Origin of the sequence: Sphingomonas alba (assembly GCF_023516555.1) — a bacterium.
GTDB classification, from domain to species: domain Bacteria; phylum Pseudomonadota; class Alphaproteobacteria; order Sphingomonadales; family Sphingomonadaceae; genus Sphingomicrobium; species Sphingomicrobium album.
The window spans coordinates 1290196-1316800 of sequence record NZ_JAMGBD010000001.1 but is presented as its reverse complement, the minus strand read 5'-3'; the positions used below and the strand labels follow the sequence as shown (position 1 = coordinate 1316800).

General features: G+C 63.4%; 25 protein-coding genes. 15 read left to right on the top strand and 10 right to left on the bottom strand.

The window, feature by feature from the left end:
* The first annotated feature begins 1 nt into the window (after position 1).
* From LZ536_RS06930 to LZ536_RS06915, 4 genes are all read left to right on the top strand, one after another.
* Positions 2-673 (top strand): winged helix-turn-helix transcriptional regulator, encoded by a 672-nt coding sequence (locus LZ536_RS06930; RefSeq protein WP_249847681.1) that lies wholly within the window; start codon positions 2-4, stop codon positions 671-673.
* A gap of 10 nt (positions 674-683) precedes the next feature.
* Complete coding sequence (cobS, locus tag LZ536_RS06925) at positions 684-1688, top strand: cobaltochelatase subunit CobS (protein WP_249847680.1); 1005 nt, start codon at positions 684-686, stop codon at positions 1686-1688.
* Positions 1689-1814: 126 nt separating this feature from the next.
* Entirely contained in the window at positions 1815-3629 is a 1815-nt protein-coding gene (gene cobT, locus LZ536_RS06920) for a cobaltochelatase subunit CobT (RefSeq protein WP_249847679.1), read from the top strand.
* A 285-nt stretch (positions 3630-3914) separates the two neighbouring features.
* Complete coding sequence (locus LZ536_RS06915) at positions 3915-4751, top strand: esterase-like activity of phytase family protein (RefSeq protein WP_249847678.1); 837 nt, start codon at positions 3915-3917, stop codon at positions 4749-4751.
* Positions 4752-4790: 39 nt separating this feature from the next.
* On the opposite strand, the gene rpmB is transcribed toward LZ536_RS06915, so the two are convergent.
* A complete protein-coding gene (gene rpmB / locus LZ536_RS06910; protein ID WP_249847677.1) occupies positions 4791-5084 on the bottom strand; it encodes a 50S ribosomal protein L28 in 294 nt (97 codons plus the stop codon).
* Positions 5085-5243: 159 nt separating this feature from the next.
* Between rpmB and LZ536_RS06905 the strand changes: the two genes are divergently transcribed.
* From LZ536_RS06905 to LZ536_RS06875, 6 genes are all read left to right on the top strand, one after another.
* The gene (locus LZ536_RS06905; RefSeq protein ID WP_249847676.1) at positions 5244-5528 is read left to right on the top strand and encodes a hypothetical protein; all 285 of its coding nucleotides are present in this window, start codon (positions 5244-5246) and stop codon (positions 5526-5528) included.
* 74 nt (positions 5529-5602) lie between these two features.
* Positions 5603-6031, top strand: coding sequence for a nucleoside deaminase (locus LZ536_RS06900; protein WP_249847675.1), 429 nt, complete (start codon positions 5603-5605; stop codon positions 6029-6031).
* 57 nt (positions 6032-6088) lie between these two features.
* Positions 6089-7432, top strand: a complete 1344-nt coding sequence (locus LZ536_RS06895) for a hemolysin family protein (RefSeq protein WP_249847674.1) — start codon at positions 6089-6091, stop codon at positions 7430-7432.
* Between the two features lie 135 nt (positions 7433-7567).
* A complete protein-coding gene (locus LZ536_RS06890; RefSeq protein ID WP_283938392.1) occupies positions 7568-8434 on the top strand; it encodes an outer membrane protein in 867 nt (288 codons plus the stop codon).
* Between the two features lie 226 nt (positions 8435-8660).
* Positions 8661-8840, top strand: coding sequence for a hypothetical protein (locus tag LZ536_RS06880; RefSeq protein WP_249847673.1), 180 nt, complete (start codon positions 8661-8663; stop codon positions 8838-8840).
* A gap of 119 nt (positions 8841-8959) precedes the next feature.
* Positions 8960-9508 carry a L,D-transpeptidase family protein gene (locus tag LZ536_RS06875; RefSeq protein WP_249847672.1) on the top strand — a complete coding sequence of 183 codons (549 nt, stop codon included), beginning with the start codon at positions 8960-8962 and terminating at the stop codon, positions 9506-9508.
* On the opposite strand, the gene LZ536_RS06870 is transcribed toward LZ536_RS06875, so the two are convergent.
* The 3 genes from LZ536_RS06870 to purD all read right to left on the bottom strand — a co-directional run bounded on the left by LZ536_RS06870 (position 9505) and on the right by purD (position 11641).
* On the bottom strand, positions 9505-9969 hold the full coding sequence (locus tag LZ536_RS06870) for a hypothetical protein (RefSeq protein ID WP_249847671.1): 465 nt from the start codon (positions 9967-9969) through the stop codon (positions 9505-9507). The two genes, LZ536_RS06875 and LZ536_RS06870, sit on opposite strands and share 4 nt — an antisense overlap.
* Positions 9970-10079: 110 nt before the next feature.
* Positions 10080-10394: a hypothetical protein gene (locus tag LZ536_RS06865; RefSeq protein WP_249847670.1), complete on the bottom strand. Its 315-nt coding sequence runs from the start codon at positions 10392-10394 to the stop codon at positions 10080-10082.
* Positions 10391-11641 (bottom strand): phosphoribosylamine--glycine ligase, encoded by a 1251-nt coding sequence (gene purD / locus LZ536_RS06860; RefSeq protein WP_249848577.1) that lies wholly within the window; start codon positions 11639-11641, stop codon positions 10391-10393. Before purD ends, LZ536_RS06865 begins: the two co-directional genes overlap by 4 nt.
* On the opposite strand from purD, the gene xseA reads away from it, so the two are divergent.
* The 3 genes from xseA to LZ536_RS06845 all read left to right on the top strand — a co-directional run bounded on the left by xseA (position 11640) and on the right by LZ536_RS06845 (position 16506).
* Complete coding sequence (xseA, locus tag LZ536_RS06855) at positions 11640-13046, top strand: exodeoxyribonuclease VII large subunit (protein WP_249847669.1); 1407 nt, start codon at positions 11640-11642, stop codon at positions 13044-13046. The genes purD and xseA overlap by 2 nt on opposite strands.
* Positions 13047-13059: 13 nt before the next feature.
* The gene (locus LZ536_RS06850; RefSeq protein WP_249847668.1) at positions 13060-13272 is read left to right on the top strand and encodes a DUF2093 domain-containing protein; all 213 of its coding nucleotides are present in this window, start codon (positions 13060-13062) and stop codon (positions 13270-13272) included.
* Positions 13273-13458: 186 nt separating this feature from the next.
* Entirely contained in the window at positions 13459-16506 is a 3048-nt protein-coding gene (locus LZ536_RS06845; RefSeq protein ID WP_249847667.1) for a TonB-dependent receptor plug domain-containing protein, read from the top strand.
* 104 nt (positions 16507-16610) lie between these two features.
* Here LZ536_RS06845 and LZ536_RS06840 read toward each other — a convergent pair whose 3' ends face one another.
* The 6 genes from LZ536_RS06840 to LZ536_RS06815 all read right to left on the bottom strand — a co-directional run bounded on the left by LZ536_RS06840 (position 16611) and on the right by LZ536_RS06815 (position 24831).
* Entirely contained in the window at positions 16611-17339 is a 729-nt protein-coding gene (locus LZ536_RS06840; RefSeq protein WP_249847665.1) for a 2OG-Fe(II) oxygenase, read from the bottom strand.
* Between the two features lie 45 nt (positions 17340-17384).
* Positions 17385-19202: a putative 2OG-Fe(II) oxygenase gene (locus LZ536_RS06835; protein WP_249847664.1), complete on the bottom strand. Its 1818-nt coding sequence runs from the start codon at positions 19200-19202 to the stop codon at positions 17385-17387.
* 18 nt (positions 19203-19220) lie between these two features.
* The gene (locus LZ536_RS06830; protein ID WP_249847663.1) at positions 19221-19757 is read right to left on the bottom strand and encodes a hypothetical protein; all 537 of its coding nucleotides are present in this window, start codon (positions 19755-19757) and stop codon (positions 19221-19223) included.
* Between the two features lie 76 nt (positions 19758-19833).
* Positions 19834-22413: an ATP-dependent chaperone ClpB gene (clpB, locus tag LZ536_RS06825; protein WP_249847662.1), complete on the bottom strand. Its 2580-nt coding sequence runs from the start codon at positions 22411-22413 to the stop codon at positions 19834-19836.
* Between the two features lie 53 nt (positions 22414-22466).
* A complete protein-coding gene (locus LZ536_RS06820) occupies positions 22467-24071 on the bottom strand; it encodes a M28 family metallopeptidase (protein ID WP_249847661.1) in 1605 nt (534 codons plus the stop codon).
* A 61-nt stretch (positions 24072-24132) separates the two neighbouring features.
* On the bottom strand, positions 24133-24831 hold the full coding sequence (locus LZ536_RS06815) for a D-Ala-D-Ala carboxypeptidase family metallohydrolase (RefSeq protein WP_249847660.1): 699 nt from the start codon (positions 24829-24831) through the stop codon (positions 24133-24135).
* Between the two features lie 62 nt (positions 24832-24893).
* Here LZ536_RS06815 and LZ536_RS06810 point away from each other — a divergent pair, with 62 nt between their 5' ends.
* Both LZ536_RS06810 and LZ536_RS06805 read left to right on the top strand, forming a co-directional pair.
* Positions 24894-25211 carry a polyhydroxyalkanoic acid system family protein gene (locus LZ536_RS06810; protein WP_249847659.1) on the top strand — a complete coding sequence of 106 codons (318 nt, stop codon included), beginning with the start codon at positions 24894-24896 and terminating at the stop codon, positions 25209-25211.
* Positions 25212-25266: 55 nt separating this feature from the next.
* Complete coding sequence (locus LZ536_RS06805; RefSeq protein ID WP_249847658.1) at positions 25267-26583, top strand: FAD-dependent oxidoreductase; 1317 nt, start codon at positions 25267-25269, stop codon at positions 26581-26583.
* The last annotated feature ends 22 nt before the right edge of the window (positions 26584-26605 follow it).

Sequence of the window (26605 nt, the reverse complement as noted above, 5' to 3'; positions counted from 1 at the left end):
TATGAGTCGCCGCAGTGAAGACAAGAAGCGTTTTGAGGATGCCTGCGGTCTTGCGCATGCGATGGACCTGATCGGCGAACGCTGGGCGATGCTGGTCCTGCGCGAACTTGCCTATGGTCCGCGGCGCTTCTCCGGCCTGAAGCGCGATCTCACCGGCATCAGCGCCAACGTCCTGACGCAGCGCCTGACCGAGCTCGAAGCCCGCGGCCTCGTCCGCAAATCGAAGCTGCCCCCGCCCGCTTCGGTCCAGGTCTATGAGGCCACCGATTGGGGTTTGGAGGCCATTCCCGTGATCGCCAATCTCGGCCGCTGGGCGGCGCGCAGCCCGCTGCACGACCCGACCCTGCCGATGAGCCACGTCTCGATCATCATGTCGATGCAGACCCTGATTTCGCCCGAGCGCGCGGCGGGCGTTGCCATGCGCGTCGGCTTTCGGCTCGGCGACGCCGATTACTTCACGACCGTCCACGACGGCCGTCTCGATGTCGAGCGAACCGAACCCGCAGGCTGCGATCTTGTCTTCACCGGGTCGCCGACAGCAATCGCCGGCGTCATCCATGGCGGCGCACCGTTCGATACGATCGATATTGAAGGCGATCTCGACCTTGCGCGGCGTTTCATCGACCTCTTCGTCCTGCCCGCAAAGGTTGAGGCGACGCCCGCGCTCGCTTAATGGCTGGCCTATGGCCGATATTCCCAACGTAAATCTCGACAGCCGCAGCGACACGGTGATGGCCGCGCCCGACCAGATGGTGAAGGTGCGCGAAGCCTTTGGCATCGACAGCGACATGGAGGTGCCGTCGTTCAGCGAGGCCGACGAGCGCGTCCCCGACCTCGATCCGGCCTATGTCTTCGATCCCGACACGACGATGGCGATTTGTGCCGGCTTCGGCCGCAATCGCCGCGTCATGGTCCAGGGCTATCACGGCACCGGCAAGTCGACCCATATCGAGCAGGTGGCGGCGCGCCTCAACTGGCCGCTGATCCGCATCAACCTCGATGCGCATATCAGCCGCATCGACCTCGTCGGCCGCGACGCCATCGTCCTCAAGGACGGCCAGCAAGTCACCGAATTCCGCGAAGGCCTGCTGCCCTGGGCGCTGCAGCATCCCGTCGCTTTGGTGTTCGACGAATATGACGCCGGCCGCCCCGACGTGATGTTCGTCATCCAGCGCGTGCTGGAGACGGAGGGCAAGCTGACCCTCCTCGACCAGAACCGCGTCATTCGCCCCAATCCGTGGTTCCGGCTGTTCGCGACGACCAACACCATCGGCCTCGGCGACACGACCGGCCTCTACCACGGTACGCAGGCGATCAATCAGGGGCAGATGGATCGCTGGAACATCGTCACGACGCTCAACTATTTGCCTGCCGCGGTCGAGGCGCAAATCGTCCTCGCCAAGTCGGGCGAATATGACAGCCCGGACGGCAAGCAGCAGGTCGAGCAAATGATCAAGGTCGCGGACCTCTCGCGACAGGGCTTCATCAACGGAGATATCTCGACTGTGATGAGCCCGCGCACGGTCATCAGTTGGGCGCAGAATGCGCTGATCTTTGGCGACGTCGGCTACGCCTTCCGGGTCTCGTTCATGAACAAGTGTGACGAATCCGAGCGCCCGCTGATCGCCGAATATTACCAGCGTGTGTTCGGGACCGATCTCCCCGAGAGCGTTGTCGGGCACGTATAAAATGCGCGCATTGCCTTCTCCCGTTCGTCCTGAGCGGAAGGCGAAGCCTGTAGTCGAAGGGCGGTTGGCACGACTGTCGAGCCTGCGCCCTTCGACTTCGCTCAGGACGAACGGGATGGTCTTCCCGTGACCAAACCCGCTCCCCTCGACGAATTCCGCCGCGTCCTCGCCGGCGCGTCGCGCTCGATCGCCAGGGACCGCGAAGTCGACATCGCCTTCGCGGCCGAGCCGGGGCCCGCCGGCGGCAAGACCGTGCGCGTGCCTTCGCCGGGACCATCGCTCGAACCCACGCTTGTCGCGGAGGCGCGAGGCGCGGCCGATGCGGCGGCGTTGCGCGTCCGCTATCACGACGCTTCCATCCATCGGACCTCCGTGCCAGCCGACCCGGAAGCCGCCGAGGTCTTCGAAGCGCTGGAAGTCGCCCGGGTCGAGGCGCTCGGCGCCCGTGCAATGGACGGTGTGCGCAGCAATCTCGACATGCTGGCCGAAGCCCGCGTCCGCTCCGACGCCATCCTCCGCGCCCGCACTGCGGAGGAAGTACCGCTAGCGACTGCGGTCGGCCTGCTCGCGCGCCAGCGCCTCACAGGAGCCGAGCCGCCCGCCCCCGCGCGCGAAGGCCTCAAGCTCGTGTCGGACTGGATCGAGGAGAAAGCCGGTGCCGAACTCGACGCGCTGGCGCTGACCATCGACGACCAGCAGGCCTATGCGACCCTGTCGCGCCGCCTGCTCGAAGACCTCGAACTCGAATCCGCGGCCGAGCCCGCCGACGAGGAATTCGAAGAGGGCGGCGAGGAGGGCGAGGGCGAAGAGCCCGGTTCCGACGAGGGCGAAGACAGCGAGGAAGCCGGCAGCTCGTCCGATGGCGAGATGGAAATGCGCCAGGAAGAGCGCGAGGGCGAACAGGAGACCCAGTCCGGCGAAGAGGAAGCAGAGGGCGAGGAGACGTCGGCGGGCGAGGAAGGCAGCGACAGCGCCCAGCCACGCGCCGGGCGCCGCAACTGGGCCGACGAGCCGGCGACAGAATACAAAGCCTTCACGACAAAGTTCGACGAGATGGTCGAGGCCGAAGAGCTGTGCGATTCCGACGAGCTTGGCCGTCTGCGCGCCTATCTCGACCAGCAGATGGGCCAGATTCAGGGCGTCGTCACCCGCCTCGCCAACCGCCTGCAGCGGCGGCTGATGGCGCAGCAGGCGCGCAGCTGGGAATTCGACCAGGAAGAAGGCCTGCTCGACGCCGCGCGGCTCGCCCGTGTGATCGTCTCGCCGGGCCATTCATTGAGCTACAAGGTCGAAAAGGAAACCGATTTCAAGGACACGATCGTATCCTTGCTGATCGACAATTCGGGATCGATGCGCGGCCGTCCGATTTCGATTGCCGCCATGTGCGCCGACATCCTCGCCCGGACGCTTGAGCGTTGCGGGGTGGCCAGCGAGATCCTCGGTTTCACCACCCGCGCCTGGAAGGGCGGGCAAAGCCGCGAGCAATGGCTGTCGGACGGGCGCCCGGCGCTTCCCGGCCGGCTCAATGACCTTCGCCACATCGTCTACAAGCGCGCCGACGAGCCGTACCGCCATTCCCGCCGCAATCTCGGCCTGATGATGCGTGAGGGGCTGCTCAAGGAAAATATCGACGGCGAGGCCCTGCTCTGGGCCCATCGCCGGCTGCTGGCGCGGCCGGAGGAACGGCGCATCCTGATGGTGATTTCCGACGGTGCGCCGGTCGACGATTCGACCGCGTCGGCCAATGGCGGCACCTATCTTGAGCGCCATTTGCGGCAGGTCATCGGCTGGATCGAGGAACGCTCGAATGTCGAGCTCGCGGCGATCGGCATCGGCCACGACGTCACCCGCTATTATTCGCGGGCGGTGACGATCATGGATGCCGAGCAGCTTGGCGGCGCGCTGATCGAGCAGCTCGCCGCGCTTTTCGAGAAAAATTGATGAGAACAGATTGGGCCCGGAGCGATTACGCACTCCGGGCCCCCCTCGATACGCGACGCGAGGGATCTGTTCGACCGTGGCCGGTCCGGAGGTTCGCGCAGTCGCCCGCGCTTGCCCCCAACGGACGAGGAAAAGGGGGAAACCTCGTCAGTGCCGATACATATGCCTGATTCGCGCTTCCAACAGGCTGAACGCGGCGTGCAGCAATTGTTCAGCAAAGCTAGTCTTTTCAGCTACTTAGCAATCGCATTATTACTTTTAGCAATCCACTGCTGGTTCCAGCTAATGCCGAACCGCAGTGACGGCCCGCGGCGCTCCGCCGCGGCCCATTTCACCCCGATCCAGCTCGACCCCGCCGGCTTCGCGCCGCTCCGCCTCGCCGGGGCATGGCAGGTCGAGGTCACCGACCCTCGCTTTGGCGGCCTGTCGGCCTTGGCCATTGACCGGGACAAGCTGATGGCAGTCACCGATTCGGGGTCGGTGATCTGGCTTCCCAGGCCAGGCACCCTTGGTGAGGCGGAAATCCGCGACCTGCCGGCCGGTCCTGGCACCTCCTCCTTCAAGAGCAATCGCGACAGCGAAGCCGTAGCTCGCGATCCCAAAGGTCGTGGCTGGTGGGTGGCGTTCGAACGCTGGAACCAACTCTGGCTCTACGATGAGGGGTTTCGCCGACCAATCGACAAGCTCGACTTCGGCGTCGATCGCTGGCCGGACAATCGGGGGATTGAGGGCCTCGACTCCGACAAGGATGGTCTGATCCTGTTTCCGGAACTCGGCGGAGAATGGCTGGAGGTCCGCAATGGCCAGACTGCCCGCCATCCGTTGGGCTACAGCTCGGGCTACGTCTCCGACGCCCTGAAATTACCGGACGGCCGGCTTCTTGTGGTCACGCGCGCTGTGTCAGCAACCGGCCTGGAAAAGGGCCTCGCGGAGGCGGTGCGCGCGCAGAATGGCGGCCTGGAGTTAAGGAAGGTCGCCAGCCTTCCCTTGGCCCCAACCGCCAATGTCGAGGGCATAACAGCAGAGCCGCGTCCCGGTGGCGGAACGCGGCTCTGGCTGGTGACTGATAATGACTTCAGACCGCGGGCGCCAACCCTGTTGGTGGCGCTCGACCTGCCCTAGGCAGCGGCGGCTTCGGCCAGACCGCTACCGCAAACTGCCTCAGGCAGCTTGCTCCGCGTTCTTCTTGACGATCTCGCGCTTCAGCTTGCGCACCTTGGTGCTCAGCTTGTCGTCGCTCGTCTTCAGCAGCCAATTGTCCAGGCCGCCGACATGCTCGACCGAACGCAGGCCGTGGGTCGAAACGCGCAGCTTGACGCTCTGGCCCAGCGCATCGGAGATCAGCGTCACGTTCTGCAGGTTGGGCAGGAACGTCCGCTTGGTCTTGTTGTTGGCGTGGGAAACGTTGTTACCCACCTGCCGACCCTTGCCGGTCAGTTCGCAAACGCGCGACATGTTCAAATCCTGATTTTATGGGCGGGGCCGCAGAGGTCCCGGAAAGCGCCGCCCGATAGCCGTGCACGGCTCTGGCGTCAACCGCTCCGCGCGCGAATTGAAGGCAACGGAAGGCGACGCGGCGCGTTTGGCTGCTGACATAGGTTAAAAGGGGTTGCGATGCGCGCGGTCATATTAATCCTGATTCTGGCGGTCGTCGCCCTGATCGTCGCGGTTGCCTCTGGCCTGATCAACATCAGGCAGACGCGCAGTGCGGAAGCACCTGCGGTCGAGGCAAATGCGGCCGGCGTCACCGCTTCTGGCGGGCAGGCGCCAGCGTTCGATGTCGAGACCGGGAAGATAGCGGTTGGTACCGAATCAAAGAACGTCACCGTCAAGGTCCCCGCAATCAAGGTCGAGCGCCCGGTGGAGACGAACGCAACGACCGACAACGCCACGCGCTAAGCAGTGCGATGACAATTGCTTTGCTGCGCGCTAGCGCGGCGGCGATGAATCGCAGTTTTCCGTTGCCCCCTCCAATGCGGCGGGCTCTCGATCTCGCCGCCGTCGCTGCCGACAGCGGCGAAGTGCCGGTCGGCGCGGTGATCACCTGTGACGGTGAGATTGTCGCCGAGGCCCGCAATGCCATGCGCGGCCAGCTCGATCCCACCGCGCATGCGGAGATCGTCGCCATTCGTCACGCGGCGACGCGGTTGGGACGCGATCGCCTGGACGGTTGCGAGCTTTGGGTGACGCTTGAGCCTTGCGCTATGTGCGCCGCGGCCATGTCGCTGGCGCGCATTTCCAAGGTGACGTTCGCAGCCGAGGACCCGAAAGGCGGCGGCGTAGTTCACGGCGCAAGGGTCTTTAACCAGCCTACCTGCCATCATCGTCCCGAAGTCTTTTCCGGCATCGGCGAAGGCGAAGCGGCGGAGCAGTTGAAGGCCTTCTTTGCAGCCCGACGATAGCGTCGGAGGAGCCTCGCTTGCCGGAGTCCGGGGTCTCCGGCTAGGAATGGCGCCTCAATGAGCGATCAGTTGCTGCCCATTCCCTGGATCGATGTCTTCATCATCCTCGCCTTGATCATCCTCAACGGAGTCCTGGCGATGGGCGAGCTTTCCATTGTGTCGTCCCGCGAAGCCCGGTTGAAAGCGATGGCGCGATCAGGGAGCAAGGGGGCGCAGGCGGCTTTGGACCTTGCAGCCGATCCCGGGCGATTCCTGTCGACAGTTCAAAGCGGGATCACATTGATCGCGATATTCTCAGGCGCTTACTCGGGCGCCAGCCTAGGGGAGCCGGCGACACAGCGCGTGCAGATGCTGGGCGTGGATCCCGAAACCGCTCACACCATCGGCTTCGGGATAGTCATCTTCTTGACGACCTATTTTTCGCTCGTCGTCGGTGAAATTGTTCCGAAGCAGATCGCTTTAAGGTCGCCCGAGCCGATCGCTGTCGTCATGGCCCGGCCGATGGGCTGGCTCTCGAAGATAACGGCTCCGTTCGTTTGGGTACTCGATCGATCGAGCGCCCTTATCTTCAAGCTTTTGCGGCTCGACCGTGAATCGAAGAACCAGGTGACGGCCGAAGAGCTGCACCTCGTGGTGGCGGAAGCGCAAAGCGCCGGCGTTCTCGAAGAAGACGAACGGGCAATGATCTCCGGCATTGTCAGGCTGGCCGACCGCCCCGTGCGCGAGGTGATGACACCACGCACGGAAATCGACTGGATCGACCTGGAGTGCGGCCGAGATGAAATACGCTCCGCACTGGCCGCCACACCCCACAGTCGAATCCCCGTGGCCCGCGGCTCGGTCGACGACATTCTCGGGGTGGTTTCGTCGCGCGACCTGCTGATCGCTTTACTCGATGGCCGTGACCTCAATTTGTCCGCGCTGATGAAAACGGCGCCGGTTATCCCGGACCTGATGGACGCGATGGATGCCCTGGCCGTGCTCCGGGCCGCGGACGTGCCCCTTGCCCTTGTCCATGACGAATATGGCCATCTCGACGGCATCGTTACACCCGGCTCTCTGCTTTCGGCGCTAGCAGGCGCATTCCACCACGACCTCGACGTCGACCATGACCCGCCCTGCGTCGAACGCGAGGACGGCAGCTGGCTGCTGTCCGGCGCTGCGAGCGCCGACCTCTTGCAAGATCGGTTGGGCATGCGCATGCTTGGGGACCGTGACTTCTCGACCGTCGCCGGCTTCGCATTGTCGATCCTCAAGCACATTCCCGAGACCGGCGAGACCTTCACGAGCGATGGCTGGAAGTTCGAGGTCCTCGACATGGACGGGCGGAAAATCGACAAGTTGCTGGCAACACGGCCCAAACGGGTACGAAGAGACGACGGCGGAGTCACGGAAGCGTAATCGGGCAATCGGCCATGTGTGTCCGCGCTGCAACGGAATGCAGCGAAAACGCAAAGTGGACGTTCCCCTGCCGGAACTTTGCGGTATAGGAAGAGCTGGATCCGCACCGTTCAGGTGCACAAAAGGGGAGTCCGCATGCGTAATTATCTGCTCGCCGCAGTGGCGGCCGCTGCGCTGGCGACACCGGCAATGGCCCGTGACAAGTCAGTGTATGTTGGCGTCGATGCCGGCGTCATGCTCGTCGAGGATACGAATCTCGACTTCAACTACGATTACGACGCCAATTTCAGATACGACGTCGATGACGCGTTTACCATCGATCACAAGCTTGGTTTCGACGTCGACCTGGTCGCGGGCTACGACTTCGGCCTAGTCCGGGGTGAGTTTGAGCTCGGCTACAAGCGTGCCTCGGTCGACGAGGTTCAGATTGACACGCAACTGACCGGTTCTGTCAATCCGACCGAACCGTTCGACGCCGACGGCGACGTCCACGTCTGGTCGGCGATGGCAAACGTCCTGTTCGACTTCGGTGACGAAGACGGCTGGAGCGGTTTCCTCGGCGCAGGTCTGGGCTATGCCACCGTCGATTATGACATCGACCTCGCCAACGTTAACATCAACGGCGACAGCAGCCTCTCGGACAAAGACGGCGGGATCGCTTGGCAGATCCTCGCCGGCATCCGCAAGTCGATTACGCCGAATATCGACCTCGGCCTGAAGTATCGCTTCTTTAACGTCAGCGGCGTCGACTTCGATCAGCCGTTTGGCAACGACGTAGAGTCGCTCGACGGCCGTTTCCGCTCGCACAGCTTGATGCTGAGCCTGCTGTATAACTTCTACACGCCGCCGCCGCCGCCGCCTCCGCCGCCGCCGCCCCCGCCGCCGCCGCCGCCGCCTCCGGCGACGCAGACCTGCCCGGACGGAACGGTGATCCTGGCGACCGACGCGTGCCCGCCGCCGCCGCCTCCGCCTCCGCCTCCGCCTGAGCCGGAGCGTGGCTAAGCGTAAGCCTTCTCGGAGGCAGGCGGACTAAACGCCGCAAGCCAATGAGGAACTCGGCCCGTCGGATCTCCGGATCCGGCGGGCTTTGTTTTGGGCCCGGCGAAATGCGTCGAGGCGTGCATCCCGCGCTTCGCCCGTCTGGCCAGGGCCTCGACGGGGGCCTGCATATTGATTTGGGATAGGGTAAAAAGGCGCTGCGACTCGGTGGGGACGCGGAGACTGGCCAATGCTGACACGGGCACAGCAATTGCAGGACAGGGCGCAAAAGTGCCGCGAGCTTGCGGACACCGCCATGACCGACGAAGGTCGGTCCATCCTTTTCGAGATTGCGCAGCGTTACGAGCGCGAGGCTTCGGCTGTGGAAGCGCCGAGTAGTCGTCCGGCCTTCTCCGAAGTCGCAGCCTAGCACACTAATAAACCCCGCAGTGCCAGCGGGCTCGCGCCTGGTTCACCGCGTCGCGCGGGAACCGAGTCGCACCTTGTGCATTATCGCAGATTAGAAAAAGCAAGAAAAAAGAGACTGTTATGAAGAAGCTAGCTCTTGTGCTGGCGGCTTCGGGCGCGCTCGCGCTCTGCGTACCGTTCGCTCCCGTAGCCGCTTCATTTGAATCCGTTGAAGCCAAGGAGGCTGCCACCGACGCGGCTGCTCTTGCCAACCAGGATATGCTGGAGGCCTTCGGCGATAAATCGCTCAAGGCAGGGCAGTATCTTTGGCGCGACGAGCCAGGCGATGGCGACCCACGAGTGGTAATCAGCCTCTCGGACCAGCTGGCCTTCCTTTACAAGGGCAGCACGCTCGTGGCGGTCTCCACCATTTCCAGTGGCAAGCCAGGCAAGGACACGCCCACAGGCGTGTTCCCCATTCTGGAGAAGCAGAGGTTCCATAAGTCGCTGAAGTACGAGAATGCACCGATGCCCTTCATGCAGCGCATCGATAAATATGGGATTGCGCTACATGCCGGTCATTTGCCGGGCGTGCCGGCCAGTCATGGCTGTGTGCGCTTGCCAGGTGAGTTCGCGGCCAAGCTGTTCCGCGTCACGGAGGTCGGGACTCCCGTCTATATCGGCGCCTAGAGTTTGCCGAACCTCTGTTCGAAGCCGTCAATGTCGCCGCGGGCGAGATAGTCAGCCTGTTCGACGACCCGGTCGCGCTGCAACCGACCTCGAAATGCGCCGAGGTCGGCATCGAGCCGCTCCAGTTCTTCGTCTGAAAGCTTCGCCAGATGTTCGTATCGCGTAAGCCCATGTGCCTTGAGCAGGGAGGCAAGCTTCGGACCGACGCCCTTCAGTCTCTCGAGTTCGTCTGAAGGTTGCGCCGGTAGGGAACCCTCGCTGCCGATGACATGCCTGGTCGTTACTTCGGCCTCGTGCTCCAGCACGGTTTCTCCCGGATGAATTGTCATGTGCGGGCGGACTGGCGCGCTGTCCGTCAGCCGGACCCTTTGCCGCGGGCGAAAGATGAGAAAGCCGACGATGATTCCGATCGCGACAGCAATCAGTACAACGGGCCAATACGCATAAAACAGTTCGACCATGTCTTCCCCTTATCGGATCCAGTGACGCCGTAGGGCGACCAAATAGGCGAAAAGGAAGCCCACACCGAAACCCACCAACGCCATCAAAAAAGATTCCACGAACAGCGGCATCATTGCGTGCTCTCCACCGGCTTCGATGCAGTGCTCCAGACAGCCTCGGCAACCCCCGGCTGCGCCTCCACCATCCGCTTTATTTCGCTGCGCTGGAAATCGTCCGCCGGTCCCGAAAGAATGACTCGGCGCCGCAGGGGGGTCCGCTCCATCCGCGCCTCCACGTGGTACATTTCGTAATGGTCGAGCATCGCTCGAGCGCGAGCATCGACTGCCCGGGCAAACTGGTCGCCGGCGCCCAGCGGGCCGTGCCAAATCCAGGTTGCAGCGGCCACCGCGACGATGCCAAGCAGCAGGAAATAGGTCCATCTCATGCCTGGCGCTCCAGCTCTCTCCAGCCGATGTCCCGGCGGCAGAAACCGTCGGCAAACGATATCCGATCGACTGCTCGATAGACCCGCTCGCGAGCTGTCGCCAAGTTGGCTCCAACCGCGGTCACCGCCAACACCCGGCCGCCATTGGCGACCAGCCGCCCAAGATCCGATCGGGTGCCCGCTTGGAAGACGGTTACTCCGTCGACCGCCTCTGCCTCTTCGATCCCCGCGATTTCGCCGCCTGCAGCTGGATCGCCCGGGTATCCGCGCGCCGCAATTACCACCGTCATACTTGCCTCGGTCGACAAGACAGGCGGCTCAAAGTCATGGCCAGATGCAACGTCCCGAAGCAAGCCTGCAAAATCACCGATGATGCGGGGCATGATGGCCTCGCATTCGGGGTCGCCGAAGCGCACATTGTATTCAATGAGCTTCGGCCCTTCGGGCGTAAGCATCAGGCCGGCGTATAGAACGCCCGAAAATGGTGTGCCGGCAGCAGCCATCGCGCGGGCCGTCGGCAGGATGATCTCATCCATCGCGCGCTGCTCAAGTCCCCGTGTCAGGACCGGCGCAGGCGAATAGGCCCCCATGCCGCCGGTGTTGGGACCGGTGTCTCCTTCACCGACCCTCTTGTGGTCCTGGGCCGAAGCCAGGACGACGGCACGCTCGCCGTCGACCAGCGCGAACAGGCTGGCCTCCTCGCCTTCCAGGAATTCCTCTATCACCATGGGGCCATCGCCGGCTGCACGGATCGCCGATTCCGCCTCGTTGCGGCTCATTGCCACGGTTACGCCCTTGCCCGCGGCCAGGCCGTCGGCCTTGATGACGACCGGGATCGCAAAGCCGTCCAGCGCGGCCAGCGCGTCCCCCTCGGTTTCGATCCTTACGTAACGGGCCGTTGGAATGCCCACGCGGGCGCACAGATCCTTGGTGAAGCCCTTGGACCCTTCGAGCTGAGCGGCGGCGGCATCCGGGCCGAAGACTAGAAAACCCTGCGCTCGGAGCGCGTCTGCGACGCCAGCGACAAGTGGCGCCTCCGGACCAACCACGACCAAGTCGGCACCAATCGTTGTTGCCAAATCCAGGACCGCGCCGGCATTGCATGGGTCGACCGGAAGACATTCTGCCCAGCGAGCGATCCCTGGATTGCCCGGTGCCGCCACCAGCCGGTCGCATGAGGGTGATTGCTTCAGTCGCCAGGCAAGCGCATCCTCGCGTCCGCCAGAACCCAGCAGCAGGATGTTCATGAACCTCACCGACCCCGCTTCCGACAACGACCGTCCCGGCCTGTTAGCGAAGGTGTCGCCGTCGGACAATTCGCCTCCGCTGACCGTTACCGAATTGTCCGGCGCATTGAAGCGAACCGTCGAGGCGGCGTTCGGCTTTGTCCGGGTGCGAGGGGAGATATCGGGCTGGAAGCGGCATGCCTCGGGCCACTGCTATTTCACTTTGAAGGACGAGAGTGCCTGTATCGATGCGGTCATCTGGCGTGGACAGTCGTCGGGCATCGCTTTCCAGCCCCAGGACGGGCTCGACGTCATCGGCACTGGGAAACTCACCACCTACGCCGGCCGCTCGAAATATCAGATCATCGTCGATCGGCTTGAGCTCGCCGGCGAAGGCGCGCTCATGGCGTTGCTCGAGCAGCGCAAGCGTGCGTTAGCCGCCGAAGGGCTTTTCGACCCCGCCCGCAAGCGGCCGCTTCCTTTTCTGCCGCAGGTCATCGGAATCGTGACTTCGCCGACAGGCGCCGTAATTCGCGACATCCTTCACCGGCTTGATGACCGTTGCCCAACCCACGTTGTGCTGTGGCCTGTCCCGGTCCAGGGCGAGGGCGCCGCAACCAAGATCGCTTCAGCGATCCGCGGCATGGCGGCGATCGAGCCGCGGCCCGATGTCCTGATCGTGGCGCGAGGCGGGGGGGCGATCGAGGATTTGTGGGCCTTCAATGAGGAGGAGGTCGTGCGCGCAGCCGCTGAATGTCCGATCCCTCTTATCAGTGCCGTTGGCCATGAGACGGATACGACCCTGATCGACTTCGCGTCCGACCGGCGTGCTCCGACGCCCACCGCGGCAGCGGAGATGGCGGTGCCGGTCCGCGCCGAACTCGCCTCTGCAATTGCCGACTTGGGACAGCGCTCGAGGGCATGCCTCGTGCGAGCGGCAAAGCGGGCTGGCGAGCGGCTGGAGCTTACGACCAATCGCTGGCCCGAGGCCGCCGGCCTTCTGGCGCCGGCGGGCCAAAGGCTCGACGACGTCGGGGACCGTCTGCCCCGAGCACTGGCCGCCCGGGCCGCCCACGCGCGCGCCGACCTCAGCGCCGTCGCGCCGCGTTTGAGGCATGAATTGATCAGCCAACGGATCGAGCAGGCATCGGAAAGGCTGGCGTCGCTCTGGCGCCTTGCGGGGCTGGCCCATCCCGAGCGCCCCTTGCAGCGCGGATTTGTGCGCGTGACCGACAGGGAAGGGCAAACTTTGGTCCACGCCGCTGCCGCCCGGTCCGCTGGCCTGCTGAGCCTTCGCTTTGCCGACGGGACGGTGGAAGCGATCGTCGAGGGAAGTGTTGCGCGACTTGAGCGCGCGGCCCCGCGGTCCTATCGCCCCAGGAAGCCGGGAACGACTGGACAGCCCGGGCTGTTCGACGAAGATTGAAGGCAGGGTTGCAATGCTGATGAGCGGACGCGGTCGCGAAGCGAAGATCCGGTATATGGCCGGAACCTTCCGGCTGCTCAGCGACGGCGACCACGTGCGTTGCGCGGAAACGGGCGTGACCATCCCGCTAGACGAGCTTCGCTACTGGAGCGTCGAACGGCAGGAACCCTATATCGACGCGGCCGCCAGCCTCGCCGCGGAAAAGCGCGCAAAAAGGCGCGCCTGAGGAATATTTCGGCTCGTTACGCCACTGTGTCCCCGCTGTCACAGTGGCTTAACAAAAGCTGACAGAGCGCCTCTCGACGCTGGACAGGGCGGCCCCTTTCGACGCTAAACCTCATCCTACGTGGGGGTGGATTGCGCCCGCGAACTGGTGGCGCACCGCAAGGGGCGTCCGATTCGGGAGATAGAAATGAGGAAATCCAATTTGCGTGCGACTGCCGCTTGGCAGGCTCTCGCGCTTCTTGGCGCAGGCGTTCTCGCTACACCGGCGATGGCGCAAGACGCGCCTCCGGCCTCGGGCGAGACTTCGCCTCCGGCCGAAGAGCAGCCTGCTCTGAGCGACAAGGGCAAGGCCGAGGCCAGCGACGAAGCAATCGTCGTCACCGGTTCGCGCCTGATCCGTCCGGAGCTCGACGCACCGAGCCCCGTCACCACGGTTGATTCGGAAACCTTCGACCTGACCGGTACGGTCACCGTCGAATCGCTGCTGAACGAACTGCCGCAGATCATTCCGGGCAACACCCGCGTTTCGAACAACCAGGGCGGTGAAGACTTTTCGACCCTCGACCTTCGCGGTCTCGGCCCGAACCGCACCCTGATCCTCGTCGACGGCGAGCGTGTTCCGGCTTCATCGAGCTCGGGCGTCGTCGACATCGGCACCATTCCGGCCGGCCTCATCGAGCGCGTGGACGTCGTCACCGGCGGCGCCTCGGCGGTGTACGGTTCGGACGCCATCGCGGGCGTCGTGAACTTCATCCTCAAGGACAATTACGAAGGTCTCGAGCTTTCGTCGCAGTACGGCATTTCCGATCACGGCGACGGCGCGAGCTTCAACGTCCAGGGCCTCCTCGGTGGCAACTTCGGTGACGACCGTGGCAACATGACCCTGTTCGCGAGCTACTATACTCGTGACCCGGTCGGCCAGGGCGACCGTGACCTGTTCCGCAATGCCGCAGTTGTTGTCTTTAGGGGCGACCATCGCGTGGTGGCCGATCACCTCGTCCTGGAGCCGGGTGATATTGTCACTGGCGCCGGCGGTTCCGGTACCCCGCCTTGGGGCTGGATCGCCAATGACGCCGCCAATCCGTTTGCGAACCTGTCGACGGCCGTCACCACGGGCCCCGGTGGTGTCACGAACAACAATTTCGACGCCGGTGTCGCCGACACGAACTGCGACGGCGTTGCAAACGCCGCCAACGTCAACACGGGGAACATCTCGTTTGACCAGAACGGCTTGCTGTCGCCGCGCAATACGTCGGGGCTTTGCAATTTCGCCGATCGTTCGACGGGTTCCAGCCGGTACAATTTCAACCCGGTCAACTATCTGGTGACGCCGTACAAGCGGTATAACTTTGCCGCCACGGCTCGCTATGACATCAGTGACGCCATCCGGCTGAAAGTCGTCGGCAATTACACCGACTCGACGCAGGAAGTGAACTTGGCGCCGACGCCAGCTACTGGCATCGTCGTCGACCCGACCCTCAATCCGTTCATCGTTGCGAACGGGGCGTGCGGCGTGCAGTCCTGTCACCCGGACCTGCTGGCGGCACTTCAGACGCGTGCGAACCCAGACGCGCCGTTCACCATCGATCGTCGCTTCTCTGAAACTGGTCCGCGTATCGGCCTCTTCAACGCCAAGACGCAGACCCTTCGCGGCACCCTGTCGGGCCCGCTGGCGCACGGTTTCAACTGGGACGAGACGGCCAGTTACGGTAAGACGGCGGATAGCATCCGCGCCATCGGCAATATCAACAACACCGCCGTGGCGCAGGGCCTCGCCGGCTGCACCGGTCCGGGTGTCCTGCCAAACTGCGTGCCGCTCGACATCTTCGGTGCCAATACGATCGATGCCGACATGTTGAGCTTTGTCCGGATCGACACCCAGGAAACTCGCACGTTCGATCAGGTCCGGATTGCCGGCAACATCACCGGCAACCTGGTCGACCTGCCGGCCGGGCCGGTCGGCGTCGCCGTCGGTGCGGAAGCACGGACGGACAAGGGTGAGATCATCGTCGATGACGCGCAGCGCAACGGCGATATCTACGGTTTCAACGCCGTCCAGAACCAGAAGGGCAAGGTCAACGTTAAGGAAGTGTACGGCGAAGTCCGTATCCCGATCCTTGCCGACCTGCCGTTCGTTCATGAACTGTCGTTCGAAGCCGGCGCCCGTTATTCGGACTACTCGTCGGCCGGCGGCCTCTTTAACTGGAAGGCCGGCCTGCAGTGGGCTCCGACCGACTGGCTGAAGTTCCGCGGCATCTACAACAAGGCGGCACGTGCCCCGTCGATCGTCGAGTTGTTCCAGAACGGCGACCAGGGCTTCCCGTCCTACACCGATCCGTGCAACGCGACGGAAACCCCGACGGGTGCGACGATCGCGCAGTGCAACGCGTTCGCTCCGTTGATCAACTTCAGCCTACCGTCCAGTGATCCGGCGTCGTTCCACCAGAACAACGACCAGGTCCAGACTTTCGCATTCGGTAACCCGGGCCTGAGTGAGGAAACCGCGAAGACCTTTACCATCGGTGCGGTGCTGACGCCGAATCTTGGCCTGGGCCGCTTCTCGGCGACGGTCGATTATTACAACATCAAGATCGACGACATCATCAGTGCATTCGGCGCGCAGTTCTTCATCAACGACTGCTACCTGAATCTTAATGCGGCTTCTTGCGCTCGGGTGACCCGTGATCCGGCGACCGGCCAGCTTACGGCCGTCAACTCGGCGACCGGCAACCAAGGCACCTTCAAGACCAGCGGTATCGACGTCGGACTGAACTACAGCGTTCCGTTCAACGACATTGGTCTTGGTATCGGTGGTCGCTTGCGGGTCCAGGAGTTGCTCTCCTGGCTCAATGAGATCGACTTCGGCACAGGTGACTTCGCTGGCAAGACCGGTGGCGGTATCGGCGGAACCTTCCCCGAGTGGAAGTCGACGCTGACCGTTGCTTATGACAGCGACGATTTCACCGCTCAGATGCGCTGGAACTACCTGTCCGAGACGGTGGAAGCCTTCGGCGACGAACATGATCCGAGGCTTCCGGCGCTGAGCTACTTCGACCTGTCTCTGCGCAAGTCGATCGGCAACAACTTCGAGTTGACTGGCATCATCCAGAATCTGTTCGATGCAAAGCCGAAGCAGACGCCTGCCGGAGACTCGGGCTTCCGTGTGAACGCGGCTTACTACAACCCGGTCATCCTGGGCCGTTACTTCACGATCCAGGGCAAGGTGAAACTCTAAGCTTCGATCACAAGATCAAACTATTAGGGCGGCGGGAGAGCAATCTCCCGCCGTTTTTTTTCGAAGCGCCAAATTCGAAAGGTCGATGCGCCTGGCGCGCAGGTTCAGCGGTTCCGGGCCCAGCCCGTGATTGCGTAGCGTGCCAAGGCAGCGCCGGCCGTAACGATCGAAACGTCATGCCATTGCGGCACGCGGAACAGATTGAGGCAGTTGAATCTGGGTCGGAAAGCCTGCTCAATATCCCAGTCGGAATCGTAGAAGTTGAGGTAGCCGCCCCACTCAGCCTTCCAGTCGCCAAGGGTCAAGTTCAGCACATAGGCAACGCGGCGCCCGCGTTCGCTCTCGGCGTCGCTATGCGGCCAAAGAAAATGCCCCGGTCCATAGAGCGTTGCCTGGCCATCCATCTTGACGATGTCCTCCATGCCGCTGACGTCCTTCATGAAGGTCAGCATCTCAGCGCTGTTCAGGTCTTCAAGTAACCGTTCATGGAGGGAGCCCGGCCGCCAGCGTTCCAAGTAAGCCGTCACGAGCGGATACATCTCGTAGGCAAACGCGTAATCGGGTTGTCCGGCCACCCCAATGTCCTTGACCAATTCGCGCCGCTGGCCGGGCGTCATTGCCGCCAGCTCATGGCTGGGGATGATTTTCGTCGGCGCGCTCGACCCCGACTGGATTGCCAAGCTCCACGGCGTGCGTTCAGTCAAAATGTCGCGTAGTTGCCTCGCGCTTTCGAACGTCAACACGTCGCGAATCTGCAATCGACCCTTGCGCTCGAATTCTTGGGCCAGCGACTCCCGGTCGAGCTCCGGATTCAATTGAAGCAAGCTGCTCATGGCGCACCCACGTGCCGCAACCAGCCATGATGCGCAACCGCGTCTCTAGAGGGGCAGATAATCGAAAGCGGCGGTGAGTCGATCGCCCGACTGGAATGGGATCGTCCCGTGCCACATGTAGGACGGGAACAGAACCAGGCGGCCAGGCTTTGGCTCAATGATCAGGCGTGGTTCAAGGTCCATGCCGAAATTGTCCGGAGGAACGCCAAATTGGATCCATCCCTCATGCGGGTTGGGGGCTTGCTCCGTGGTCTCGGGCAATCTTGCGTAGTAGGCTGAGCTCATCCAGCCTTCGGAGTGCACGTGGGAGACGTGATGGCCCCCGCTTTGCAGTCGCACCGACCAGCTCCCGGAAAAGCCGAGCCGGTCGGACGTGCGACGCAGAAACGGGTGGGCCGGATCGGCCGGCAATGCTGCGACCATGTCGCCGGCGGCCAGCAGAATGGCCTTCCGGAACCCCTGGATTTTCGGATCCAGGCGAGCGAACAGATCGCCACTGGATTGGGTTCCGCCCCGTAATGTCTGATCGCCAGGTGCGTGCCGCGTCTGATGTAGAGGGTCGAGGGCGGTGGCCATGATCCGCGCATATTGCGCAGGGTCGAGGAGCCCATCAGGGGAAGGTACCTCGGTCACCATCACCAGGCGGTCATAATCACACAGCCAATGCTCGCGCGGATCGTCCAGCATTCGCCAGACAATGGAGAGTTTGGCCCAGACGAGCTGATTGTCCGGGTCCCGGGCGAGTTGCTGCCGCAACAATTCTTCGGCACGATCCCATCGGCCCGCGCGAATAGACAACATCTGAATCGAATCTGCCAAATGGGTGTCGCCTGGCCGGCGGACGGCCTCCTCCTCAAGCGCGTCGAGCCAAGGTCCCGGCTTTCCCGTCATGCCTTTGAGGTAGGGCGCTATCGTCCGCAACGTCGGCTGATCTGGATGCCGAGACAGCGCCTCGCTTGCGACCTCTGCCGCTTCGACCGGTCGGTTGTTGCGCATCAATGCGTCAATCCAATCGAGATAGGGTTCCGCCGCAAAGCCCCTCGCTCTTACCTCAGCTTCGTAATGAGCAAAGGCATCCCCCCCTCCACGGTATTCGATTTCCAACCGGGTGAGCGCCTTGCGGGACTCCTTGTGGGCGGGGTCTTCTGCCAAGGCCTTCTTATACAAATCGGTGGCTTCCTCGACGCACCCAGCCTCCAGCGCCGCGGCAGCCCAATTGGCATGGAACTGGGCCCCGTGCATTCCGAGCCGCTCGGCTTCCGCGTAAGCTTCGCAGGCTTCGTCGTATCGGCAGGCGGCGCGCAACGTCACGGCCTGGTTGTGGCGAGTCAGTGCCCGCTCCGGGTCAGCGGCAACGGCGATTTCGAACAGCGAGACCGCTTCTTCGATTCGGCCGATATTCTTAAGCGCCATCGCTTTCGTCGCGATCAGTCGCGCGTGGCCGGGAAAGTGCTGGAGTCCGGCGGCGGCCGCTTCGACGGCCAAATCATGCCTGCCGGCGTTGGCGGCGGTCACTGCCCGGTTGAGGTGCGCGTCCGCGACCTTAGGATGCTGAGCGACCAGCCGATCCCAATTGCGCAGTGCCTCCTCGTGCCGCCCGGCACTGCTGAGCATGTCGGCCAGTGCGCCGACGATTTCCGGGGGCTCGCGCTCGAGCGTGATAATCTGCTCCAGTGCCTCCGCCGCTTCGTCGATCCGACCAACAGAGTGAGCAACCAGCGCGTAAAGGCGCAGCGCCTGGCCATTGCCGTTGATCGCGGATCGTAGTGTTGCCAGTAACGCCCATGCTTCGCCGACCCGCCCTTGCTGTTGCAGCATCTGCGCCCGCTGCAATTGCGTCATGACGGACGAAAGCGCGATCACCACTTTTTCCGCCCGCCCTCAGCGGTCAGTGTTGATGCGCTCGACGCGGAAGCCGGGCTTCTTGTTAATGCTCGCCATATAGCTGCCGAGAGCCGCCTTCTCGATCTTGATCTTCGCCCCAACCTTCGGCTGATCCATGTAGCGCTTATCTGTCTGCGCCCAGCGAGCGCCGTCCGGCAGGGTGATGATATAGCCCCTGGAGCCGGTGCTGACCGCGGCGATCGTCGTTTCGAGCTCCTTGAGGTCACCCAGATCCTCGTCCCCGAAGATCTTCAGATTGGGTAGCGCAAAGCCAAACAAGCCCTTCCGCGCCTCTTTCATGGCCGCCTTGTCGGCGACGTAGAGCTCATTCGTCTTTTGTGCGGTTTCGAGCGCTGCAACATTACGGTCGTAACAGGCCAGCCGCTCCGCCGAATCCTGAATCGTCCGGCAACTGACAACCTCTTCAAAAAGCTTCGGTGTCGAAGTCTTCGGGAGGTCTCTGGCCGGAGCCGGTGCGGCAACAACGACTCCCAGAATTGCGGCTCCAATCAGCGAATGTGCAACGCGCGACATAGTCCCACCCTTTGGTTCAAAGCATGGGCGAGACCATGCCGCGATTGCCAAGCGCCGTCAAAGGCTTCGCTGAGGCTCAGGCAGGCTCGATCTTCAGGCCGCCGTCGCCTTCATCGACCTTGACCGTCTGGCCGTCGTGGATTTTGCCGGCCAGGATGGCGTCGGCGAGTGGGTCCTGCAGGTATTTCTGCACCGCACGCTTCAGCGGCCGGGCGCCGTAAATCGGGTCGTACCCGACGCGGCCAAGCCATGCCCTCGCTGCATCCGTCATTTCCAGACGGATCTTCCTGTCATCGAGCAGTTGCTGAAGCCTTGCAACCTGGATGTCAACGATCGGACCCATGTGGGCCTGGCCCAGGCGATGGAAGAGGATGATCTCGTCCAGCCTGTTCAGGAACTCCGGCCGGAAATGTCCGCGGACGACCTCCATCACCTGCGGCTCGACCTTCTCGACATCTTCGTCCTCGCCGAGGTTGGCGAGATATTGGCTGCCAAGATTCGAGGTCAGGATGATGAGCGTGTTGGTGAAGTCGACCGTGCGGCCCTGGCCGTCGGTCAGGCGACCGTCGTCCAGCACCTGCAGCAGCACATTGAAGACATCACCGTGGGCCTTCTCAACCTCGTCGAACAGCACAACCTGGTAGGGCCGGCGACGGACGGCTTCGGTCAGGACCCCGCCCTCTTCGTAACCGACATAGCCCGGAGGGGCGCCGATCAGGCGGGCGACCGCGTGCTTCTCCATGAACTCGCTCATGTCGATGCGGACCATTGCGGTCGAGTCGTCGAACAGGAATTCAGCGAGCGCCTTGGTAAGCTCGGTCTTGCCGACGCCCGTCGGACCCAGGAACAAGAATGAGCCCAGCGGGCGGTTCGGATCCTGCAGGCCCGCGCGGGCACGGCGGACGGCGGCGGACACGGCTTTCACGGCATCGGCCTGGCCGATCACTCGCCGGCCGATCGCCTCTTCCATGTGGATGAGCTTCTCGCGCTCACCTTCCATCATCCGTTCGACAGGGACTCCGGTCCAGCGGCTGACGACGGCGGCAATGTCCTGGTCGGTCACCTCCTCGCGCAGCATCGCCCCCTTGGTCTGCTGGCTGGCTTCGGAAAGCTGTTTCTCCAGCTCCGGGATGCGGCCGTATTGCAGTTCACCGGCCTTGGCGAGGTCGCCTGAGCGTTGCGCCTGTTCCAGTTCCAGGCGCGCCTGGTCGAGTTGCTCCTTGACCTTGGCTTCGCCGGCGATTTTGTCCTTTTCGGCCTGCCAGCGCTGGGTCAACTCGCTCGACTGCTGCTCGAGATTGGCGAGTTCCTCTTCGAGCTTCGCCAGCCGCTCCTGGGAGGCCTTGTCGGGTTCCTTTTTCAGCGCCTCGCGCTCGATCTTCAGCTGGATGATGCGTCGGTCGAGATTCTCGATTTCCTCCGGTTTTGACTCGACCTCCATCCGGATGCGGCTCGCCGCCTCATCCATCAGGTCGATGGCCTTGTCCGGCAGGAAGCGGTCGGAAATGTAGCGGTTCGACAGGGTCGCTGCGGCAACGATTGCGGCGTCCGTGATGCGCACCCCGTGGTGCAACTCGTACTTCTCTTTTAGCCCACGGAGGATCGAGATCGTGTCGGGCACCGTCGGCTCGCCGACGAACACCGGCTGGAAGCGCCGCTCCAGCGCCGCGTCTTTTTCGACGTGCTTGCGATATTCATCGAGCGTCGTCGCACCGATGCAGTGAAGCTCGCCCCGGGCCAGCGCGGGCTTCAGCAGGTTGGACGCATCCATCGCACCTTCGGATTTCCCCGCACCGACCAGAGTGTGCATCTCGTCGATGAACAGGATGATCTCGCCCGCGGCCTGTTTCACTTCGTCGAGGACACCTTTGAGACGTTCCTCGAACTCGCCGCGATATTTGGCGCCGGCGATCAGCGATCCCATGTCCAGCGACAACAACCGACGGTCCTTCAGTGTGTCCGGCACGTCGCCGTTGGCGATGCGCAGCGCCAGGCCTTCCGCAATTGCGGTCTTGCCGACGCCCGGCTCACCGATGAGGACAGGGTTGTTCTTGGTGCGGCGGGCCAGCACCTGGACCGTCCGGCGGATTTCCTCGTCGCGACCGATGACGGGGTCGAGCTTGCCTGACCGCGCCGCTTCCGTCAGGTCGCGCGTGTAGCGTTTAAGCGCATCATAGCGATCTTCGGACGCTTGGGTGTCGGCGGTTCGTCCGCCGCGCAACTTGTCGATGGCGGCGTTAAGATTTTGCGGGGTTAGTCCCGCCCTGGCGAGTGCGTCGCCGACGTCTGTTCCCTTGGCGAGCGCTGCCGCAAGCAGGATGCGTTCAACGGTCACATATTGGTCGCCGGCTTTCTTCGCGATTTGCTCGGCCTGGTCGAGCAGGCGGATGGTGTCGCCGTCCATGCCCGGAGCGGAGGTCGCCCCCGATCCCGTGACGGCAGGTACCTTGGCCACCAAGGCATCGACCTCGCGACGCGCAGCCTGCGCATCGCCGCCAGCCGCCTGGATCAGTCCGGCGGCCATGCCTTGCTCATCGTCGAGCAGCGCCTTCACCAGGTGCGCCGGTGCGATGCGCTGATGATGTTCGCGGACCGCAATCGTCTGTGCCGCCTGCAGGAAGCCGCGCGCCCGGTCCGTCAGTTTCTCAAAATCCATGCTTATCCCTCGATTTTGAGACGATGTGGTGTGTTATCCCGCTAGCACAACCCTCACCGCTTAGGCGCTTTTGGCGCGTTCGGCGCGAACTTGTCGCCGAAGAAGTCGTTCGCATACCAGAGCGGATCGGTCGGAGCGTCCGCAAGGTCGCGTGCGATCAGATAGTTGATCTTCGCGAACTTGGCCCCCGCCGCCCAGTCGATGGGCTGGCTCAAGTCATCGCTGGGGTCGTGATAATGCTTTTCTTCGTAGACCTTCCACGCCGCCTCGCCGCCGTTCGCCATACCGGTTGAGAGCATGACAGCAGGGACGCCCTGCTGGACGAACTTGTAGTGATCCGAGCGAACGAAGATGTTCTGCTCCGGCTGCGGGTCCGGCGAGAGCTTGACGCCTAGCTGCGCGCCGGCCCGCTCAACCGTAGCCCCGATGGTGGAATGCTCGGCCCCAAACGCGATGACGTCAGTGAAATCATAGGTCATCAACGGCTCGTCGAGATTGACGTCGGCAACCAGATTCTTGCCGGCAGGCTCAGAATATTTGGACAGGTACTCCGAACCGAGGAGGCCCTTTTCCTCACCGGTCAAGGCGACGAACAGGATTGACCGCTTCGGCCTCTTGCCACTGTCGACGAACGCGCGTGCGGCTTCCAACATCGTGGCAATGCCAGCGGCATTGTCCATCGCGCCATTGGCGATGGCGTCGCCGGTGCGCCCTGGAATGATCCCCAGATGATCGAGATGCGCGGTCAGCATCACGACCTCGTTCTTGAGCGTAGGATCCACGCCCTCGAGCAGGCCGAGCACATTGGCGCTGCGGACGCGGTTGATCTTGCCAAAGCGCTCAACACGGATCGGCGACGTCAGCGCGAAACCTTTCGGCCGGGCCTTCTTGTCGCCGAGCATCGCGGCCACTTTCCCGTCGAGCGAGGAGCCCTTGAACAGTTGCTCTGCCGCCGTTGGATCGATGAAGCCGCTCAGCTTCAGCGGCCCGGTGACGTCCTCGATCTGGCCGTCGGGATGGACGTAACGCATGCGCGGCACCGCGCTGTTGGCGAGGATCTTTGCCCAGGGGAATGCCTTGAGCGTTTCCTGCGTGGCAATGGTGACGACCCCGATCGCGCCCTTTGAAACCGCAAGCTCACTCTTCTTCTCGTTAAGCGTGGCAGCGATGTCTCCGGGCAGCCCGTCTGGCGTGCCGCGCATCAGCACGACAATCTTTCCTTTGACGTCGAGTCCTCGATAATCGTCGAGGCCGTACTGTTTGTTCTCGAGGCCCCACCCGACGAAGACGGCCGGCGCACTCTGGTCGATCGCCGAGTCATTGGCGGCGGGGCTCATGATAGCATGGCCGCCATGTTCGAAGCGGACGCCATTGAGGGTCACCGCCGAGACATGGGTCGGATCGGGAGCAGCGCTAACGAAATTGATGTCCTGGAACCAACCCTTGTTGCCCCCGGGCTTCAGGCCCAGCGCTTCGTAACGCTCGGCGACGAAGCGTGCCGCGATATCGTATCCGCGAGTGCCCGTGCCGCGCCCTTCCAGGAGGTCATCGGCGAGAAAGGACACGTCAGACTTGATGCGGTCGGGAGAGAAGGTCTGGGCGCTGGCCGAGCCGGCGAGCAACAGAGCGGACAGCGCGGCGGCGAAACGCAAGGACATGGAGCCTCCCCAAACTAAATTCGGGCGGCACGATGGTCGGGAAGCGGGCTCGCCGCAAGGCCTACGGCTGTTGGGGGGTCGTCACCACGGCTGAGCTTTCGACGTACGGCATCGGCCCTTCGGCCAGTACCGCGCCGCAGCCAAAATGGCCTTGGGTGCCTTCCATGCCCCACTCGCGAAACTTCTTGGCGTCGATGTGGAAGCGCAGGCCCTTGTAGAGTCCGAGGCCGATCAAGAAGCGCTCACCGCTTTTCTCATGGATGCCGCACAGCCGTGTCATCAGTGCTTCCCGTGTGATCGGCGTAAGCGGCACCATGTCGATCGCGCCCATGGTCTTATGAGTGCTCTCGTATGCTCCGCCGGCGCAGGCGTTGAGTGCCGGGTTGCGGTAGACCGAGACCGCCTCGACCGGGCCTAGCTTTGGCACGACGTAAGCGCCGACATAGCGCAACGCTGCGACAATGTTCGGCCAGGCCTGGGTCGGCGGTACCTCGAAGGGCTGGGCGCTGCACCGCGACCAGTCGGTCGCAGTCCGCAAGAGCTGCCAAGTCGGAACCACGCCGCCTGCGCCATAGGTCGTTAGATACGTATCGAAGGCCTTCACATAGAGCGCCCGATAAGGATTCGCCGCGACCCAGGCGCGGTAGCCGGGCTCGTCCTGGCCGGGCGTGATGTAGTTGGCGGCGGGGTTGAAGACCGGTGCTTGGGCGGCCGACGGCACGGCCAGGACCAACATCAACAAAGCAAGCAGCGCGCGCATCGCGTGACGATATCAGTGCCGCGCCGCTTGAAAAACCGCGGATCGCATCGCACGTCTCGCTTATGACTCAGCCCATCGACGTTTCCGTCCCCCACAAGCTCGGCCGTGAAGAGGCCCGGCGCCGCATCGCTGCCAACATCGGTTCGCTGCAGAGGCACATTCCGGGCGGTGCCGCAGTGACTTCGAACTGGGTCGGCGACCGCCTCGACCTCGGCATCAGCGCGCTCGGGCAGGCGGTCGACGCGTCGATCACCGTCGAGGACACGGCCGCCCGGGTTCATGTCGAGCTGGCCGGCATGCTGGGAATGCTCGCCGCGCCGATCGCAGCCGCCATCAAGTCGAAGGCGCCTGACCTCCTAGAGGACAAAACCAAGGCCTGACTTGCGCGGGGCCGCTTTGGCTATAGGTTCCGCCGAACAACAGGCGGAGGCGTGCATGCGGCATTTCGCGATTGTCGGCTCGGGGCCGGCCGGGTTCTATACCGCGGAGGCCTTGGCCAAGGCCTATGGCGATCAGGCCCGCATCGACATCCTCGATCGCTACGCCGTTCCCTATGGGCTGATCCGCTTCGGAGTCGCACCGGACCACCAGTCGTTGAAGGCCGTTTCCAAGCGTTACGACAAGGTTGCCGAGACCGACACCGTCCGCTTCGTCGGCAACGTCACCATCGGCAACGACCTTGCCATTGATGATCTGACGAAACTGTACGACGCCGTCATTCTCGCGACCGGCGCTCCGCGCGACCGCAAGCTCGGCATTCCGGGCGAGGAATTGCCTGGCGTCGTAGGCTCGGCCGAGTTTGTCGGCTGGTATAACGGCCATCCCGATTTCGTCGACCTCGACCCGCCGCTTGGCGGCACCCATGCAGCGGTGATCGGCAACGGCAATGTGGCCCTCGACTGCGCTCGCATCCTGTCGAAGACCGGCCACGAGTTCGAAGGCTCCGACATCGTCGGTCATGCGCTCGATGCGCTGGGCAGATCGTTGATCCGGACCATCACCATCCTCGGCCGGCGTGGGCCGCACCAGATTGCGATGACGCCGAAGGAATTGGGCGAGCTGGGGCATCTCGAGGAGGCTTCGCCCGAGGTCGATGCGGCCGACTTCCCCCCCGTCGAAGCCGACGAGGCGCTGGAGCCGGGGCATCGCAAATCGATCACGATTCTCAGGGAGTTCGCGGGCACTGCAGTGGATTCCAAAAAGCCCAAACGCATGATTTTTGACTTTTTTGCCAAACCCTTACGGATCGAGGGCGACGAAAGTGCGGAGCGGATTATCGTCGAGCGGACCCGGCTGGACGAGGAGGGGCGGGCTGTAGGAACCGGCGAAACCTACGAGGTGCCGGCGAGCCTTATCATCACCGCCATCGGCTATTCGACGCCGCCGCTGGCCGGCGTGCCCCATGACGACAAGCACGGCCATTACTTGAACGACCACGGCCAGATCAGCGACGGGCTTTATTGCGTCGGCTGGGCGCGGCGGGGGCCGACCGGGACGATCGGGACCAACCGGCCTGATGGCTATGAAGTCGCGGAGCAGGTCGCGGCGGCGATGCCGGCCGGGTCGGACGGCGACAAGCCGGGCGGTGAAGGGCTCGACGCGCTGCTTCAGGAGCGCGGCGTGGAAGCAACGAGCTTCGAGGACTGGCGCGCCATCGAACGGGCCGAGGAGGCGCAGGCGCGACCGGGCAGCCCGCGCGAGAAATTCGTGCGCCATGGCGACTGGATGAAAGTGCTTGGCCGCCCAAGCTGATCCTTGGGTTGCGCTATCTGAA